At 39.0% G+C, this 18,300-nt stretch carries 10 protein-coding genes; 7 read left to right on the forward strand and 3 right to left on the reverse strand.

Features of this window, described 5'->3' with window-relative positions:
• Positions 1 to 7 precede the first annotated feature (7 nt).
• The 3 genes from EZ428_RS13045 to EZ428_RS13055 all read left to right on the forward strand — a co-directional run bounded on the left by EZ428_RS13045 (position 8) and on the right by EZ428_RS13055 (position 5,617).
• Complete coding sequence (locus EZ428_RS13045) at positions 8 to 1,504, forward strand: pectate lyase family protein (RefSeq protein ID WP_131553608.1); 1,497 nt, start codon at positions 8 to 10, stop codon at positions 1,502 to 1,504.
• 738 nt (positions 1,505 to 2,242) lie between these two features.
• Entirely contained in the window at positions 2,243 to 5,164 is a 2,922-nt protein-coding gene (locus EZ428_RS13050; RefSeq protein ID WP_131553609.1) for a DEAD/DEAH box helicase, read from the forward strand.
• Between the two features lie 258 nt (positions 5,165 to 5,422).
• Positions 5,423 to 5,617, forward strand: coding sequence for a YtxH domain-containing protein (locus EZ428_RS13055; protein WP_131553610.1), 195 nt, complete (start codon positions 5,423 to 5,425; stop codon positions 5,615 to 5,617).
• Positions 5,618 to 5,839: 222 nt separating this feature from the next.
• Here EZ428_RS13055 and EZ428_RS13060 read toward each other — a convergent pair whose 3' ends face one another.
• Both EZ428_RS13060 and EZ428_RS13065 read right to left on the reverse strand, forming a co-directional pair.
• Complete coding sequence (locus tag EZ428_RS13060) at positions 5,840 to 6,592, reverse strand: LytR/AlgR family response regulator transcription factor (RefSeq protein ID WP_131553611.1); 753 nt, start codon at positions 6,590 to 6,592, stop codon at positions 5,840 to 5,842.
• Positions 6,589 to 8,010: a sensor histidine kinase gene (locus EZ428_RS13065; protein ID WP_131553612.1), complete on the reverse strand. Its 1,422-nt coding sequence runs from the start codon at positions 8,008 to 8,010 to the stop codon at positions 6,589 to 6,591. The genes EZ428_RS13060 and EZ428_RS13065 overlap by 4 nt, the downstream gene beginning before the upstream one ends.
• A gap of 229 nt (positions 8,011 to 8,239) precedes the next feature.
• Here EZ428_RS13065 and EZ428_RS13070 point away from each other — a divergent pair, with 229 nt between their 5' ends.
• Complete coding sequence (locus tag EZ428_RS13070; RefSeq protein WP_131553613.1) at positions 8,240 to 8,890, forward strand: hypothetical protein; 651 nt, start codon at positions 8,240 to 8,242, stop codon at positions 8,888 to 8,890.
• Between the two features lie 514 nt (positions 8,891 to 9,404).
• On the opposite strand, the gene EZ428_RS13075 is transcribed toward EZ428_RS13070, so the two are convergent.
• On the reverse strand, positions 9,405 to 10,196 hold the full coding sequence (locus tag EZ428_RS13075) for a hypothetical protein (RefSeq protein ID WP_131553614.1): 792 nt from the start codon (positions 10,194 to 10,196) through the stop codon (positions 9,405 to 9,407).
• A gap of 571 nt (positions 10,197 to 10,767) precedes the next feature.
• On the opposite strand from EZ428_RS13075, the gene EZ428_RS13080 reads away from it, so the two are divergent.
• The 3 genes from EZ428_RS13080 to EZ428_RS13090 all read left to right on the forward strand — a co-directional run bounded on the left by EZ428_RS13080 (position 10,768) and on the right by EZ428_RS13090 (position 18,255).
• A complete protein-coding gene (locus tag EZ428_RS13080) occupies positions 10,768 to 16,416 on the forward strand; it encodes a HAMP domain-containing protein (RefSeq protein ID WP_131553615.1) in 5,649 nt (1,882 codons plus the stop codon).
• Between the two features lie 6 nt (positions 16,417 to 16,422).
• Positions 16,423 to 17,664, forward strand: coding sequence for a hybrid sensor histidine kinase/response regulator (locus EZ428_RS13085; protein WP_131553616.1), 1,242 nt, complete (start codon positions 16,423 to 16,425; stop codon positions 17,662 to 17,664).
• A gap of 171 nt (positions 17,665 to 17,835) precedes the next feature.
• The gene (locus tag EZ428_RS13090; RefSeq protein ID WP_165501772.1) at positions 17,836 to 18,255 is read left to right on the forward strand and encodes a DUF6331 family protein; all 420 of its coding nucleotides are present in this window, start codon (positions 17,836 to 17,838) and stop codon (positions 18,253 to 18,255) included.
• The last annotated feature ends 45 nt before the right edge of the window (positions 18,256 to 18,300 follow it).

Here is an 18,300-nt window from a genome sequence, read left to right on the forward strand (position 1 = left end):
TTTAAAGATGATTGAAAATACCTTTTGGAGAAGTACAATGATAATTTCATTAGCCTTTCTCGCCATCAATTGTAAAAAAACAAAAACTGTTCAAACTGAAGAGGTAAAAACCAATACGGAAAAGCCTGTTCAAGTGAATGAAACAGCGATTGCTTTTCCGGGTGCAGAGGGTTTTGGAAAAGAAGTAACTGGCGGGAGAGGTGGTAAGGTAATTAAGGTTACCAATCTGAATGATAATGGTATCGGTAGTTTTAGAGCAGCAGTTGATGCAACTGGAGCAAGAATTATCGTATTTGATGTATCAGGAACAATTGAACTAAACAGCGCCATAGAATTAAAAAATAAAGACATCAGCATTGCCGGACAAACTGCACCTGGAGATGGGATTACCTTAAAAAACTATCCACTGAATGTGAAAACGGCCAATGTGATTATTCGCTTCATGAGGTTTAGGATGGGCGATGAAAAAGCGGTAGAGGCAGATGCGATAGGGGGTTTCGAATCGAGGGATATCATGGTAGACCATTGCTCCATGAGTTGGTCTACAGACGAATGTGTTTCATTTTATAACAATGATAATCTCACGCTGCAGTGGTGTATCATTTCAGAAAGCCTAAGAGTTTCTGCCCATGGCAAAGGTGCTCATGGTTATGGCGGCATTTGGGGTGGGAAGAATGCCTCCTTTCATCATAACTTAATGGCAAACCATGATAGTCGCAATCCAAGGTTTGGAGAGCGAGAAGGCACAGCTTATGCATTAACAGATTTGGTTGATGTAAGAAATAATGTTTTCTATAACTGGGGCAGTAATAGTGCTTATGGTGGCGAAGCGATGAACATCAATCTCATTAACAATTATTACAAACCCGGACCAGCAACTAAAAATAAGGATCGCATCTTTTCCATTGACAAATACATGAAGTCAACTGCCTCGCCAATTTATAACCAATGGGGTAAGTTTTACATTGCGGGTAACCATGTAGATGGAAGAACTGCGCCAACAAATGACAATTGGAATCATGGAGTTTACAATCAGTTTCATGGCAGCTATGGAACAGTTTCGCAAGCGGATAAAGACGCGATGAAACTAGCCAATCCGCTAGAAATAAATAACAATGTAACCACTCATACCGCAATAATGGCGTATCAAGTGGTGCTTGATTTTGCAGGAGCATCCCTAAAAAGAGATGCCATAGATCATCGTATAATTGAGCACACCAGAAAGGGAACTTTCACTGCAAATGGATCTAGTGGAGAGACTAACAGTACCAATGGAATTATAGATAAGCAGAGTGATGTTGGTGGCTGGCCATTTTTAAATACTGGAACCGTTTTAACAGATACAGATTTGGATGGGATACCTGATGATTGGGAGAAAGCCAATAAACTCGATCCAAATAAAGCCAATGCAAATGGAAGGGATTTAAGTACGGGTTATGATAATATTGAGGTTTATGTAAATTCTTTGGTTAAGCAGCTTACAGCACAACAGTACAAAAAATAGATAATTCTATAAGATCTTGTTACTCTTTCATACAGGTAACATATATTTGGTTAAAGGCTACCTGGATGGGTAGCCTTTGCTATTATGATATAAAACGGGCGTCATTCCCTTGCATCCAGATAGCTATTGGGAGGGAACCTTAAAGCATTATGCATAGCTATCTGGCCTTCTTATCGCATTACGATTGCCAGTCGAGCTGGCAATGACGGACGTGGTTTGCTAGGCAGCTTGCAACCCCTCAAAGTCCCACAGTTGGATGGTAGTGTATGCTGTTTATGATGTAGAATATGCATCATTCTCATGCAAACGAGAATCTTAATGCGTTAAGCATGCTTGTATAACCGACCCACCGCATTACGATTGCCAGTCGAGCTGGCAATGACGTACGTGGTTTGCTAGGCAGCTTGCAACCCCTCAAAATCTTACAATCCTTCCCTAAGCACGAGGACTGGCCTTATTCCGATAGCTATCGGGAGGGAACCTTAAAGCGTTATGCATAGCTATCTGGCCTTCTTATCGCATTAGGATTGCCAGATGCCTGTCCCGTCCCGAAAGCTATCGGGATCTTCGGGAAGCTGGCAATGACGCCCTAAACGAACTGTTAAAGTCCCTTACCTCTTTAGCATTTCTTTTGTTTCTTATGTGGTTCAAAATCTTAGATTTTCTAAGCTGTCTTAGATGGTAAAAGGTTTTTAAACATCAATATCTCTCCATTTTCTCTTATCTTTAACCCACTCTATGACCGATAAAGAAGATTCAAATAAGCTTGACTATGGAAAACTGGCGCCAATATTAAAGGCCGACAAAACTTCGCAGTTAAACCTATCAGCTCATCTTCCCAAGAAAATGGTCGTTATTTTCAGTCGCCATAAGTACTATAGGCATTTGGTGGTAGAACTGGCGAATGTAGAAGTAAGCAAAAATGGTAAACTCAAAAATCCCATTCAAGTTCTCGATCCACTAGACCTGGTTTGGAAAACAGAAAAACAAACTGAACTTAAGTTTTATACGGGTATTTCTCGTTTCAAGAACAATTACAACGAAAGTAGAAACGGCTCTGATTTAGAAGCGCTAAAAGCAATTGCTACAAACCCACTTCATTTAGAGTTTTACCTGCATGATGAAAAGATAAATTCCATCGTAAATGCCAGTTCGGTAATAAAAATCAAACTCTCTATCCTCAAAGTAAATTTGGAGCTGAGTGTAGATGAAAGAGGTGATAGCTTTGCGATTTCTGGTTTATTACACCTTAACGGTAAAACCTACGATTTAGAAGATATCAAACTTCGTTTCCATTATTTTGTGGAGATTAAGGATCAACTGCATTTGATAGCTAATCCTTATGTGCTCAGTGTGATCGACTTCTTTAAGCAACATCAAAATAACTTGGTGATTGAGCGTGCTGAATATGAGGTATTCCAAGAGGATATTTTATCGAAGATAGAAGAGAAAATCAAAATCAACTATGCCTACCTCAAACCTGCTACCAAAAAACAAATAGAAGAGCAAGGTTTTGATTTAGAGAATGAGCAAATCATTTATTTAACAGAGTCTGAAGATTTTGTATTGCTTACACCGGTCATGCGTTATGGCGGACTAGAAATTCCTGTCATCTCTCAAAAACAAATTCAGGCAAAAGATAAAAGAGGAAAGATTTTTACCCTTGATCGGGATGATGAAAAGGAGCTGCAGTTCATTACCAACATCGCTAAAATGCATCCTTATTTCATGGAGCAAGCAAAAGAGTTTGGCGATCAACGCCACGCCGATTGTTTTTGGATGCATCGCAAACATTTCTTAGAACCAGGCTGGTTTCTAGAGGCTTTCGAATCTTGGCGAAGTAAAGGGATTGCCATTCTAGGTTTCAATGAGTTAAAGGATAATAAAATCAGTCAATATAAAGCCGAAATAGCCATTAACGTAATAAGTGGGATAGATTGGTTTGAAACAGCCATTAGGGTTAAATTCAACAAACAAACCGTTTCCCTTAAACACTTGCACAAATCCATTAGAAACAAAAATAAGTTTGTGCAATTAGACGATGGAACCATGGGCATCTTGCCCGATGAATGGTTGCAAAAGTTTGAAGGTTATTTTGGCGCAGCAGAAGTTGTAAGGGAGAGCTTACATACACCCAACATCAATTATGCAACGGTTGAAGAATTGTACGAAGATGAATTGTTAGATATCGAAACCAAGCAACGACTGGAATTGTATCGCGCTAAACTTTCGGCATTCGAGAATATAGAAGAGATCCAAGTACCTGCTGCGTTAAACGCAACCTTACGTGGTTACCAAAAAGAAGGCTTAAACTGGCTCAACTTCTTAGACGGTTTCAACTTTGGAGGTTGTTTAGCAGATGACATGGGCTTGGGCAAAACGGTTCAAGTACTGGCATTCATCCTTTCTCAAAAGGAAAAAATGGGACACAATACCAATTTGGTGGTGGTGCCAGCTTCTTTGGTGTTTAACTGGCAACAAGAGATTAAGAAGTTTGCCCCAACGTTAAAGGTGCTAACTATTTATGGTGCCGACCGAGCAAGGATTGTAGCCGATTTTGATCAATATGAAGTGATCCTAACTTCTTACGGAACATTATTGGCTGATGTAAGGTTCTTAAAAGATTACCGTTTCAACTATATCTTTTTAGATGAATCGCAAACCATTAAAAACCCCGATTCACAACGTTACAAGGCAGTGCGATTATTACAATCGAGAAATAAGGTAGTGATGACCGGAACGCCAATAGAGAACAATACTTTCGATTTATACGGACAGTTATCTTTCGCCTGTCCAGGTTTATTAGGCAGTAGAGAACATTTTAGGCAGATTTATTCTGTTCCCATAGATCAGTTTAAAGATGCCAAACGTGCTGCCGAACTACAAAAACGCATTAATCCTTTTTTATTAAGGCGCACCAAAGAACAGGTAGCACAAGAATTGCCAGATAAAACCGAAATGGTCATCTATTGCGAAATGGGTACGCAACAGCGTGAAATTTACGAAAGTTGTCGCACAGAGATCAGGGATTATTTAATGGGCACAGCCGAAGACGAACTTAAACGAAGTAGCATGCACGTACTGCAAGGCATTACCAAATTGAGGCAAATCTGTAATTCCCCAGCCATTTTAAGTAAGGAGAAGTATTATGGTGATGCTTCGGCCAAAATGGATGTGCTGTTAGAACAAATTGAAACTAAATCACCACATCATAAAATATTGGTCTTTTCTCAGTTTGTAAGCATGCTAGAATTGGTAAAGGCAGCACTAGAACAACGTCAAATTCAATTTGCTTATTTAACCGGACAAACGAAAAATAGAGAGAGCGTTGTAGATTCTTTTCAAAATGACTCAGAAGTTAGGGTGTTTTTAATTAGCTTAAAAGCGGGTGGGGTAGGCCTAAACCTAACCAAAGCCGATTATGTTTACCTCATCGATCCTTGGTGGAATCCTGCAGTTGAAAACCAAGCCATAGACAGAGCTTACAGAATTGGGCAACATCAAAATGTAATGGCAGTGCGATTAATTTGTCCAGATACCATCGAAGAAAAGATCATGCTGATGCAAGAAACCAAAAAAGACTTAGCCAGTGATTTAATTAAAACCGAAGAATCTATCTTCAAATCGTTAACCAAGAAGGATTTGTTGGAGTTGATATAAGGAAATCCGTCACCTCGACAGGGCGCTTGTCTGTCCGGCAGACAGCTAGCGACGAGAGATCTCTTACTAAATAAACAGATAGTAAATAACTTATAGATTTCTCCTAAAGTCGAAATGACGTAAATTAAAAAAAGAGATACCCAACTGGTATCTCTTTTTTTATGAGTACCTAATTGCTTAATTACCTGTAACAAAAATAAATTCTCATGCTCCAAACATTTTAATAACATAAATGTTAAACCTAAAAAAACAGAAACCATGGGATTACTAAGAACAGCAATAATTGGAGCGGCCATCTATGGCGCCTATAAATACATCACTAAACCTGATGAAATAACTGGAAAATCAATTGTAGATGATTTGAAAGAAAAAGCACCAGAATGGATGGACAAAGCAAAAGCCTATAAAGACGATCTAGAAGCTAAGTACATGAATGATGATTTAGCGAGATAAGCTAGCTTAAAAAGATAAAAGAGGTTGTGAAAGCAACCTCTTTTTTTGTGCCATAAAACAAACATATATAGGAACAGGGAAATGAAATGCTTCAAAAGCAGGATTTTCTTTGAAAATATACGTCATTGCCAGCTTGACTGGCAATCTTAAAGCGATAGAAGGCTGAATAGATAGGGTTAAAGCGCAAATTGAACCAATTTTCACCAACCGAAACAACATAAATTACAATTTCAGCAAAGACTTAACCTCGCTTTTTCGTTGTTTAGCAATGGGTATCTTTTGTGCAGTATGATCCAAAATCAAATAACCAGCATCTTCATTTAAAATACTGGTAACATGTGTTTTATTTACCAAATGAGATTGGTGGCAACGCACAAAACCATACGGACTTAATAATTCATCATATTCATAAAGCGGCTTGGAAATGAGGTGTGATGAGCCATTAATCAAAAAAAATGTGGTGTAATTATTAGAAGACTCGCACCTAACTATATCTTTAACGGGAACTAAATAGGTTTCTTTTTGTGTAGGCAAAGCTATTTTTTGACTATCATTATTTTGCTTTTTATCTAATAGTTGGAGGAGATTATCTAGTCGAGCATTTTGCTTTTTAGCTTGAACTGATTGTTCAATTCTCTCTACAGTTCTTGTGAGTTCTGTAATGTTAATGGGTTTCAGTAAATAATCTAATGCCGAAAATTTAATGGCCATGATTCCATAACTGTCGTATGCCGTTACAAAAACCACGTCAAAATCTGGTTCATTTATAGATTTTAATAAATCGAAACCATTTTTACCTGGTATCTCGATATCTAAAAACACCACATCAGGCTTTAATTCGATAATTTGAATTTTAGCCTCATCAGCATTGGTGGCTGTAGCTAATACATTAATTGATGTGCAATGCCTATTAAGCAAGGCCTTTAGGTTGCTGTTATTGATCAGCTCATCATCTACAAGTATAGCCGTAATCATATCCAGTTTTTAAATGTTAAAATGGCTTCTGTACCGGCTACCTTATTAAAAGTTAACACAATAGATCGTTCTTTTTCCATTTTATTAATGGTTTGTATTCGCTCTGCGGTTAAAGAAAGACCATAACCATCATTCTGTTTATCATCCACCCATGTGCCATTATCTTTTATCACAATTACAAAAGTATCTTCTTTAGTGCCTTCCTTGCATATAATCAACAATCTGCCTTGATCTCCCAAATTGCCAATTCCGTGTTTAATGGCATTCTCAATCAATGGTTGCAACAACAAAGTTGGTATTTCTATCAGCGAAAGGTTTAACTCATCAGCAATTTCTATGGCCCAAGAAAAATTAAACCTAAAGGCTTCTAGTTTGATGTATAAGCGCATCATCTCTAAGTCCTTATCCAACGTGGTATAAACTTGTTGGCTGGTAGCCAGTGTTTGCCTCAATAAAGAACTAAATTCTTCCAGGTACTGGTTAGCTTCATCTATGCGATCGGTATTCATTAAGCCCTGTATAGAACTCAAGGCATTAAAGGTAAAATGCGGATTAAGTAAGGATTGTAAGCGAATAGCTGCCTGTTCTAACTTGCGCTGTTCTTTCCTGGAAGTATTAATTTTCCTAACGAATGAAATAATCGAAAAAGCAAATATAGCAAACATGAGCAAAGCAAGGGTGTTCCTAGACTGATACCAATAGGGCTCTGCATAGATGGACATTACAGCCGTACTTTCGCGCTGGTCAACGTAATTCAAACGAAGTTCGTAATAGGTATTGGATTCGAAATCTAAATCTTTTATGGCGTATTTGTCTGTTCCTTGTTGCGTTCTTCCAGTTTTTAAGTCGCGTAAAGTATATTCTATATCCATCGCTTCATAATCCAAACGTTGCTTAAATGTTAATGTTACTTTTTTACCGGGCGGCGATCTAAAAACGCCTGCTTTTCCCTCTTCTTTTGAAGTGTAGAGATGATGATCATTTTCGTCGTAAAACGAAATGATTGGAAACAACTTGGGCCTTTGCAGGATATACCTTTTGATTAAATTTTTTGACCTGATGTCATGTAAATCGATATAAAAATCATTGCCAGGGGTTAAATAAATGGCAGCATCAAATGGATTCTCAATTTTTTTTTCAACCGATCCATTCTTGAAGTATGCACGCACAAATATCCCTTCTGCTATTTTAAGGGCTTCATTAACTTCAATTTCTATGTAGCCGCCTGTTGCTAAAACCTTTACCGTTTTACCCTGATGAATAACTTTAATCTGGTTACCTTCTATGCCAGCAGGATTAAACCTAAGATAATCATTAGCTTGCTGAGCCCGACTATTAGTCCCTGCCACCAAGAGCAATAAAATTACGGTTACAAACCGACCGACTTTTGCTGAAAAAAGTGTTGAATATGAAATCATAATAGTAGCTAATATATAGATTATGGGGTAATTATTGTTTTAACAATGGCAATCGTAGCATATAGCCATTGAATTTCTAAAGCTTTATTGAAACCAAAATTACAACGCCATCAACACAAAAAATAACAACACTGTGAGGATAGGAGCTATGGATGTGAATTTGGATGTGTTAAGTTTTGAATAAACTAATAGCCTTTCCAATTGTTAACCATAATCTTAATGGATGATTATGAAAAATATAAGCTGTTTATTGATCTGCCTTTTGTTGCTTGCCTGTGGACAAGGCGAAAGAACTGAAACAAAAACTGAAAAAGACACTACGAAGCAAGCTGCTGCAGCTGAAAATAGCCAAGAACCAGAAACTACAAACCCAAATTCTGTAGCCGCCATCAAACAAGCTTATGCTACTTCCGTAAACCTAATTCAATCAGGTCAACTTGATTCGGTATCCTATAATTACAATTGCCAACAGGAGCGAAGCGGTAAGATTGTCTATTTCTCGAAAAACGGTAAATTAATGATGATAAAACACAGCTACAATGAGTACAGCCATTTTGAGGCCACAGACCAGTATTTTGTAAATGACAATCAGCTGTATTTTGCACATTTGAATAGCTTAGTATGGAGTTTTGTTGCTGGAGAAGGGGATGGAGCTACCAAAGATGACATTACAGAATCACGGTTGTATGTGGTAGATAACCACGCTATACTTTGTTTAGAGAAGAAATTCACAATCAGAAAAAACGCCAAGGATAACCCTAAAGCGGAGAATGTGCCCAACAAGGTTGTAAACTGTAAACCGGTAAATGGATTATTGAAAGATTTTGATGCTTTGGTGTCTTTTAAGGATAAGGGAAATAAAGATTGTTTGGGGAAGTAGATGATTTGAAATCGGCCGTCATTCCCAGGCAGGTGGGAATCCTAAGGCGTTATGTATGCCTACTCTGCCTGCTAAAGCATTAGGATGCCCAGTCAAGCTGAGCATGACGAATCTTTTCTCGTTACGTCATTCCCACGCAGGTGGGAATCTTAAGGCATTATGAATGCTTACTCTGCCTGCTATAGCATTAAGATTGCCAGTCAAGCTGGCAATGACGAATCATTTCTGGTTACGTCATTCCCAGGCAGGTGGGAATCCTAAGGCGTTATGTATGCCTACTCTGCCTGCTACAGCATTAGGATGCCCTCCCGATAGCTATCGGGACAAGCTGAGCATGACGAATCATTTCTCGTTACGTCATTCCCACGCAGGTGGGAATCCTACGGCATTATGAATGCTTACTCTGCCTGCTACAGCATTAGGATGCCCTCCCGATAGCTATCGGGACAAGCTGAGCATGACGAATCATTTCTGGTTACGTCATCCCAACGAAAAACGCTCAACGCTCAACGTACTAATACCCCTTTTCATCAAATTGATGCCATCCCTTGGTAAGCGCTGGGTCAGTAATTCCATCCGCTATGTGGGCATGCAATATGGCCGCCGGATTAAAGTCCTTGGTATTAATGGTGGTCTCACCGATAAAGGTCTCCTCCACATACTGAAGCGAGATGGCTGTAACGTACAAGCATCCCGGTATCATCTCAAACTCAAAGGTCTGGGAGGCCACAAGGCTGGGCTTATAGGTGTAGGGGATATCCATCACCTGTGGTTCGGCAAATTTTGTGCTTCCCCTTTTCAGGTCTATGCCAATGGTGGCAATCAATAGCTTGCAGGTTTTAAGTCGGTCAATTGGCCACTTAAGGTCGGTGGGTATCTTTATCTCGGGTACGGTAACCTTCAGGGTGTTGCCTTCAATAGTAACTTGGGGCTGCACATAAAAATGATTCTTGACCATAGAGCCAACATTGAACTCAAAACCAGCAAGTGTACGGAAACTGTCGGCATTAAAATCAAATTGCTTTTCTGGATCCCTCGCAGCTGTTAAACAACGCAGTATTTCGGTATTGGACCTATAGATCATTGTCCCGTCATAGAACTTTCCACAGATATAGCCAAGCCCCCGCCTGATTCCCCCGGCTAGCTTGCTCGATTTACCGAAGAGCGTTGCCGCTTTTTTTGTGCCCTCGGTACGGTGGCTCTTGATAACCTTTGGCAAGCCTGAAACAACTTGGGTGCCCCTGTACTCACGAAATACCAGGCTGCCAGCCTTGCCCTTTATAAATTTTCCCTTAATTGTTCCCATATCCTTTGTCTTTTGTTCGTTATCCAGTCGTGACGTCGTCGCTACTGCTTATGTACAGCATCGTACCAACGTCGTATCAGAGTTGTAGTGTTACAATAGTAAATGTAATACATAAACATAAAAAGTCCAAGTTTTTATTGAAATACTTGGACACATATTGGACTTATATTGGACTCATATTGGACTCATTGCATTTCTGTTACGACGCAGATACGATTCTGATACGACCCAGAAGCGATGTTGGTATGAATAAATTCCGATGATTTAGTGAAATAAAATAGTTTGAAAAGATAAAAGAGGACCTCTTTTTTGTTAAGTAAATTATTTAATAGAATTGTGCCATCCTTTCTTTAGCTAACGCATATGCAAGCCCTTATAAAAAAAAGCATTGTACTAACTGATCCTCACTAAGGTAAAATAGCCGTAGATGAAGGAAAACCACTTTTTTGATAAAGTAAGCAATATAAAATTTGGAGGCAAGCTATTGATTTAATAAAAATTTCTTTATAATTTTCCTATATGTTTTCCAATTGGTTGCTCTTGAGCAACGCGATCTTTATCTAATTAACCAATGAACAGCAAAGAGCTCACAGTTGCAGTACCAAATTCAAAAAAAACCATTAATGGGTCTCTCGACCTAAAAGAATTGTTAAACGTACTATCCTCTGTAAAGAGTGGCAGATTGAACATTCGGATGCCGGTTACGCAAGCAGGTATTGAAGGTAGAATTTGTGAGGTACTCAATGATATCATAGACATGAACCAGCGACTTGTGGCTGAATTGTCTTCTGCTGAAAAAAACATTGGAAAGAAAGGAAATCTTTCTAAAAGGATAGAACTTCCCGAAGCAAAGGGAGAGTGGGCAGATGGTGTAAGTTCATTAAATACCTTAATTACCGATCTTACTTCGCCAACATTGGAAATCGCCAACATGATTAACTCCGTTGCCAATGGTGATCTTTCTAAACATATTCCCTTAGAAATAAATGGACAACCATTGAAGGGCGAATTTCTTCGAATTGCAAAGGAGTCAAATCAGATGTTATCTAAACTGAGGCTTTTTTCAATGGAAGTTACCCGGGTTGCTCGTCAGGTAGGTTCTGAAGGTAAGCTAGGTGAACAGGCTAAGATTAAAGGAGTTGCTGGGGTTTGGGCCGAATTGACCGACTCTGTAAACCAAATGGCAGGTAACTTAACTGCTCAAGTAAGGAATGTTGCAGCAGTAACAACAGCGGTAGCCAAAGGAGATTTATCAAGGAAAATCACGGTGGAGGCGAAGGGCGAGATCTTAGAGCTTAAAAATACAATCAATACGATGGTAGATCAGCTCAACTCTTTTTCTTCTGAAGTAACTCGTGTAGCCCTAGAGGTAGGAACAGAAGGTAAACTGGGCGGACAGGCCGAAGTACCTGGGGTTGCAGGAACATGGAAAGATTTAACAGATTCGGTGAATAGGATGGCTGGGAACCTTACCTCGCAGGTAAGGAACATCGCAGGGGTAACCACGGCGGTGGCCAACGGTGACCTTTCTAAAAAAATCACAGTAGATGTAAAAGGAGAGATGTTAGAGCTGAAGAAAACCATTAACACCATGGTAGATCAGCTGAATTCATTTGCCTCAGAGGTAACACGTGTAGCTTTGGAGGTAGGTACCGAGGGTAAATTAGGAGGGCAAGCAAAGGTAAAAGGTGTTGGAGGGGTTTGGAAAGATTTAACTGATTCGGTAAATCAAATGGGTAGTAACCTGACCGATCAGGTGAGGAATATTGCAGGGGTAACTACTGCGGTAGCTAAGGGAGATTTATCTAGAAAAATAACGGTAGACGCAAAAGGCGAGCTATTGGAATTAAAGAACACCATTAATACAATGGTAGATCAGTTAAATTCATTTTCTTCTGAGGTAACCCGGGTAGCTAGAGAGGTAGGGTCTGAAGGGCAATTAGGTGGACAAGCCAATGTTCCTGGTGTGGGTGGTACTTGGAAAGATTTAACGGATTCGGTAAACCAAATGGCGGGTAACCTAACCGGACAAGTAAGAAATATTGCAGAAGTAACTACTGCTGTGGCCAAGGGAGACCTTTCTAAAAAAATCACAGTAGATGTACAGGGAGAGATGTTAGAACTCAAAATCACCATTAACACGATGGTAGATCAATTGAATTCGTTTGGTTCGGAGGTAACACGTGTGGCTCGTGAGGTTGGTTCAGAGGGTCAGTTAGGTGGGCAGGCGAACGTGCCTGGTGTAGGTGGTACTTGGAAAGATTTAACAGATTCTGTAAATAAGATGGCAGATAACCTGACCTCTCAGGTGCGTAACATTGCAGAGGTAACCACAGCTGTAGCCAAAGGTGATCTTTCTAGGAAGATTACCGTAAATGCAAAGGGTGAACTTTTGGAACTGAAAAACACCATTAATACGATGGTAGATCAGTTGAGGGGATTTGCATCTGAGGTAACCCGTGTGGCAAGGGAGGTAGGTTCTGAAGGACAATTGGGTGGTCAGGCAAATGTACCAGGCGTAGATGGTACATGGAAAGATTTAACCGATAGTGTAAACAAAATGGCGGGTAACTTAACCGCCCAACTAAGAAATATAGCTGATGTGGCTATCGCGGTAGCTAATGGAGATTTATCTAAAAAAATTACGGTAGATGTAAGGGGAGAAATTTTGCAATTAAAAGAAACCATCAACACGATGGTAGATCAGTTGAGGGGATTTGCATCTGAGGTAACTCGTGTGGCACGTGAGGTGGGAACCGATGGTAACCTTGGTGGACAGGCCTTTGTACCTGGGGTTGCCGGAACGTGGAAAGATTTAACTGACTCTGTAAATCAAATGTCTAGTAACCTTACTTCTCAGGTACGAAACATTGCCGAGGTAACCAAGGCTGTTGCCAGTGGAGATTTATCCAAAACGGTTATCATCGACGTAAAGGGAGAAATGATGGATTTGAAGAATACCATCAATACGATGGTAGATCAGCTCAATTCATTTGCATCTGAGGTAACCCGTGTGGCAAGAGAGGTAGGAACCGAAGGTAAGCTTGGTGGACAAGCACAAGTAAAAGGTGTAGGTGGAACATGGAAGGATCTTACCGATTCAGTAAATCAGATGGCATCTAACCTTACCGGACAGATACGTGGTATTGCAAAAGTAGCAACAGGCATTGCAAAGGGGAATTTGAAGCAACGATTATCCATTAATGCATTAGGTGAGGTTGCTCAATTAACAGACACCATTAATGAGATGATTGATACACTTGCCGTATTTGCCGATCAGGTAACCACCGTGGCACGTGAGGTGGGTGTACAAGGAAGATTAGGGGGGCAGGCTAGTGTACCAGGGGCTTCTGGAACTTGGAAAGATTTAACGGAAAATGTAAATCAGCTAGCACAAAATCTAACTACGCAAGTACGTTCTATTTCTGAGGTAGCATCTGCAGTAACAAAAGGAGATTTAACACGAACCATTAGGGTAGACGCAAAAGGGGAATTGGAGGCATTAAAGGATACCATTAACCAAATGATTGCCAACCTAAAAGGCACTACCTTGAGGAACCATGAGCAAGATTGGTTAAAATCTAACTTGGCCAAATTTGCACAGATGTTGCAAGGACAGCGTGATCGAAATGCAGTAGCCAATAAAGTATTATCTGAATTGGCCGAGCTTGTAAATGCCCGATATGGTGCTTTTTATATCTTAGAACAGTTAGAGCCTTTAGATGAGCCTAAACTTAAATTGTTTGCGGGTTACGCCCATAAAACTACAAAGAAGATTAACCAAGAATTTTCATTAAGCGAAGGGCTTGTTGGGCAGTGCGCCATAGACAAAGAACAAATTAGGATCACTAATTTCCCCAATGATAACCTACAAATCAGCTCAGGAATTGGTAGTGCTACACCATTAGATCTCGTGATCCTTCCTGTATTATTTGAGAACAATGTGAAGGCAGTAATCGAATTGGCCTCTTTTGATACTTTTAGTGATACTCACATCGATTTCTTAGATCAATTAACAGAGAGTATTGGTATTGTACTAAATAATATTGAGACTAATACACGTACAGAAGAATTGTTAACCCAATCGCAATCTTTAGCAGGAGAACTTTCGGCACAACAAGAAGAATTAAGAAGGGCAAATGATGAATTACATGATAAAGGAAGGTCATTAGAGGAAAAAGCAGAACAATTAACACTTACCTCTAAATATAAATCAGAGTTTTTGGCGAACATGTCTCATGAGTTGAGGACACCACTCAATAGCTTACTGATTCTAGCGCAACAACTCTTTGAAAACCATGATGGCAATTTAACCGAAAAGCAAATCAAATATGCAAAAACGATCCACTCATGTGGAGACGATTTGATTCAACTGATCAATGATATCCTCGATCTTTCAAAAATCGAATCTGGCGTAATTTCAGCAGATGTACTTCCTGTAAGCTTTAAGGAAATAGCCTCGTTCGTTGAATCTACCTTTAAACCAATCTCAGAAACTAAAAACCTAAAATTCGAAATCAATATAGAAAATGGTTTGCCTGAAATGATTGAAACAGATATACAACGTTTGAACCAGATTTTGAAAAACTTATTATCAAATGCATTTAAGTTTACCGAAAAAGGTAGTGTAAAGTTAAATATCTTTAAGCAGTTTATCACTGCTGATGGTACTTTGAAAAAGAATGAGGAAGTTATCGCCTTTTCAATCGAAGATACTGGGATAGGCATTTCCAGAAATACCCAAGGGATTATCTTTGAGGCTTTTCAGCAAGCTGAGGGCTCTACGAGTAGGAAATATGGCGGTACCGGACTTGGGCTATCCATTAGCAAGGGTTTTGCCGAATTATTAGGTGGAACAATTACGGTTGGCAGTGAGCTTGGAAAAGGAAGTGTATTTACGTTATTGCTTCCAATGAAGTACAAAGAGGGTGCCTCAGTGGCACCTGAGGGTTTGGTGAAAGAAATCTTTAATACTAACCATCCTCGCACTAATCTAATTGATGTTGCTGAACACCAAGTAGAAGATGACCGTCATCATATTGTAGCAGAAGACAAAGTAATTATTGTAATTGAGGATGATATTCGATTTACAAAAATTGTAATGGATAAGGCACATGACATGAATCTAAAGGTAGTAGTAGCCATAGGTTATTTTGAAATTTTTGAAAGTATCCAGAAATACAATCCAATTGCCATCACCTTAGATGTTAACATGCCTGATTCAAATGGATGGAAAATATTAAAACTACTTAAAAGTGATATTTCATTAAGACATATCCCAGTTCACTTGATTTCTGGAGAGGATAACAAAGCCTTTGCACTAAAATTAGGTGCTAAGAGTTTTAGCCTCAAACCATTATCGAATAAGACATTGGATGATCTCATTTCTGGAATTATCGCTTTTAGCGAACAGAAGCTTAGAAAGGTGTTGGTTATAGAGGATAATGAAGCTGAGCTGGATAGGATTACGGAGCTATTGAAAAATGATGGGACGGTAATTTACTCCTCAAGTACGGCGAAAAAGGGACTTTCTATGCTCAAGGATGAAATATTCGACTGTATCATTTTAGATTACATGTTACCAGATGTGAAAGGAATGGAATTGCTGAACAAAATTAACCTATTGAAACGTCCGCAAACCACCATCATTATCCATTCTGCCAGGGAGTTTACCCATGATGAACTTACACAACTCAAAAGGCTTAATCATAGGATAATTACTAAGACACCTAATTCTAACATAGATCTATTGGAAGCCATGTTGACCCTGTTGCATATCAACAAGAATCAACTCAATGAGCAAAAAATTAAGCTCATCCAGAAACTACAGACCGGAAGTGATATTCTAAATGCAAAAAGGGTTTTAGTGGTAGATGATGATGTAAGAAACCTCTTTGCGCTGACTGCTGCATTTGAAAGATCAAATATCGATGTGCTAACAGCAGAAAGTGGTAGAGATGCCATCGAAATATTAAAGGGTAGTAAGAAAATAGATATTGTGCTCATGGACATCATGATGCCAGAAATGGATGGATACGAAACTATTCAGATGATTAGGAAAGATCCAAAGCATAAAAACCTTCCAATTATTGCCGTTACTGCAAAGGCAATGATTGGCGATAGACAAAAATGTATTGCTTCTGGTGCGTCAGACTATATTACCAAACCAGTAAAAACAGACCAGTTACAATCATTAATGAAAATATGGTTGATTAAGTAATTAAGGATGAACGTTGATAAAAATATTAAAATTCTGATCGTAGACGACAACGAGAACAATTTATTGTCTATTGAAGTAGCATTGGAAGGTGGGGGTTATAGCTTTTCACGTGCATTGTCTGGGCGTGAGGCTTTAAGAGTGTTACTTCATGATCAAGACTTTTCTCTAATTCTTTTAGATGTAAAAATGCCAATCATGGATGGTTACGAAACTGCGGAACTAATCTATGAGCGAGATAGCCTTAAGGATATTCCCATCATTTTTATTACTGCGCATGACTACGAAGAGGCAGCCATGTTTAAAGGTTATAGCGCTGGTGCGGTTGATTTTATCCGTAAACCTTTTAATCCAGAGATGTTAAGGACTAAAGTAGCTGTGTTTGCAGAGATTTTTAGAAAAAACCAGCTGCTTAAAAAACAAGAAGAGCGATTAAAAGCGAGTAATGAAAAACTAGTAATGTTAAATGCGGAGCTAGAAAACAGGGTAATGGAACGTACGGCCGAACTCCAAGACCTAAATACAGAATTGAGGGCGCTGAATCTCTCTAAAGATAGGTTTCTTTCAGTAATCTCTCATGACTTGAGAAACCCATTAAGTAGCATTCTCATTTCTGCTGAATTTATGAATAAACAGGCAGAAAAGATTACTGAAAAGCAAATACTTAGCCTATCAGGCATTATACACAAAACAGCAAAAGAGATTCTCCAACAATTGAACGATTTAGTAGATTGGGCCTTAAAGCAACGAGAAAAGTCTAAATTTACTCCATGCAAGCTAGATCTCGGAAATGTAATAGACCAATCATTCGAATTGTTAAACTCCTTTGCAAATCAAAAAAAGATCAATTTAATTAATGATGTAAAAGCAGATATCTGCGTAAATGGCGATGAGCATATGCTACGCTCCATTTTACAAAACATCATTACCAATGCTATAAAATTCACCTCAATTGGCGGAGAACCGATTAGGGTAACTGCAAGTGTATTAGGAGATGAAGTAGAGATTCGCATAACTGACCATGGCATGGGTATGTCTGCTGAGGTTATTCAAGCGTTTCAGGATTTAAAAGATAGCAAGTCTGAACTAGGTACAGAAAAGGAGCGAGGTAGTGGATTAGGCCTGTTATTGGTAAGGGAGTTTGTTGCGCAGCATCAAGGAAGCATTGCCATAGAAAGCAAGTTAGGTTATGGTACTACCTTCAAATTTACCATTCCTGTTTTTGTAGAAATGGATGTAGCGGATTATTGATTTCCAAAGGAGGGTTAAGGCATAACGATAGCAAACGACAAAAATTTGCACGTGAGCACCAAAACAATGAATAAATAAAAGGTCCTTTTGATGATCTCTAATTTAATATATTAGCCATACAAACCAGTAAAGCCATGGCTCAAATACAACCACTTATAGTTGCATTGGAGAATGTTTTTGGCTGGTATAAGAAAGTTATATGCAAGTTTACTAAACACACAAGCAACTGTGGAAAACACCAGCGACATAAGCATTGGAAAAGACAAATGGATAAAGTGGGTTGACTGGGACTCGAATGCAGTTGTGTGTGACATTGATGTTGAAATTACAACAACTGAACCATTTTGGAGATATTTGGAAACACAGTGTGAATCTGCTTGTTGCGGTATTGGCGCATATGCGTTTTGGACAAAAGACATATTAAATGCAAAGACGTTGCTTGGAAATCCAAATATTAAGAATGAGTTTGTAGACCTAAAGGAAAAAGTAGAAGCTATTAATGGAAATGTAGTATGTAGTGATTATCTAAATAACTTGTTTGACAAAAATGTTTTTATCCAACTGTTAGACCATATAATAAGCAATTTATAAAACCTGCATATAACAGCACCTATCCAAAAGTGGAGATTCAGTGGT

Source organism: Pedobacter frigiditerrae (genome assembly GCF_004331645.1).
Lineage (GTDB): Bacteria > Bacteroidota > Bacteroidia > Sphingobacteriales > Sphingobacteriaceae > Pedobacter > Pedobacter frigiditerrae.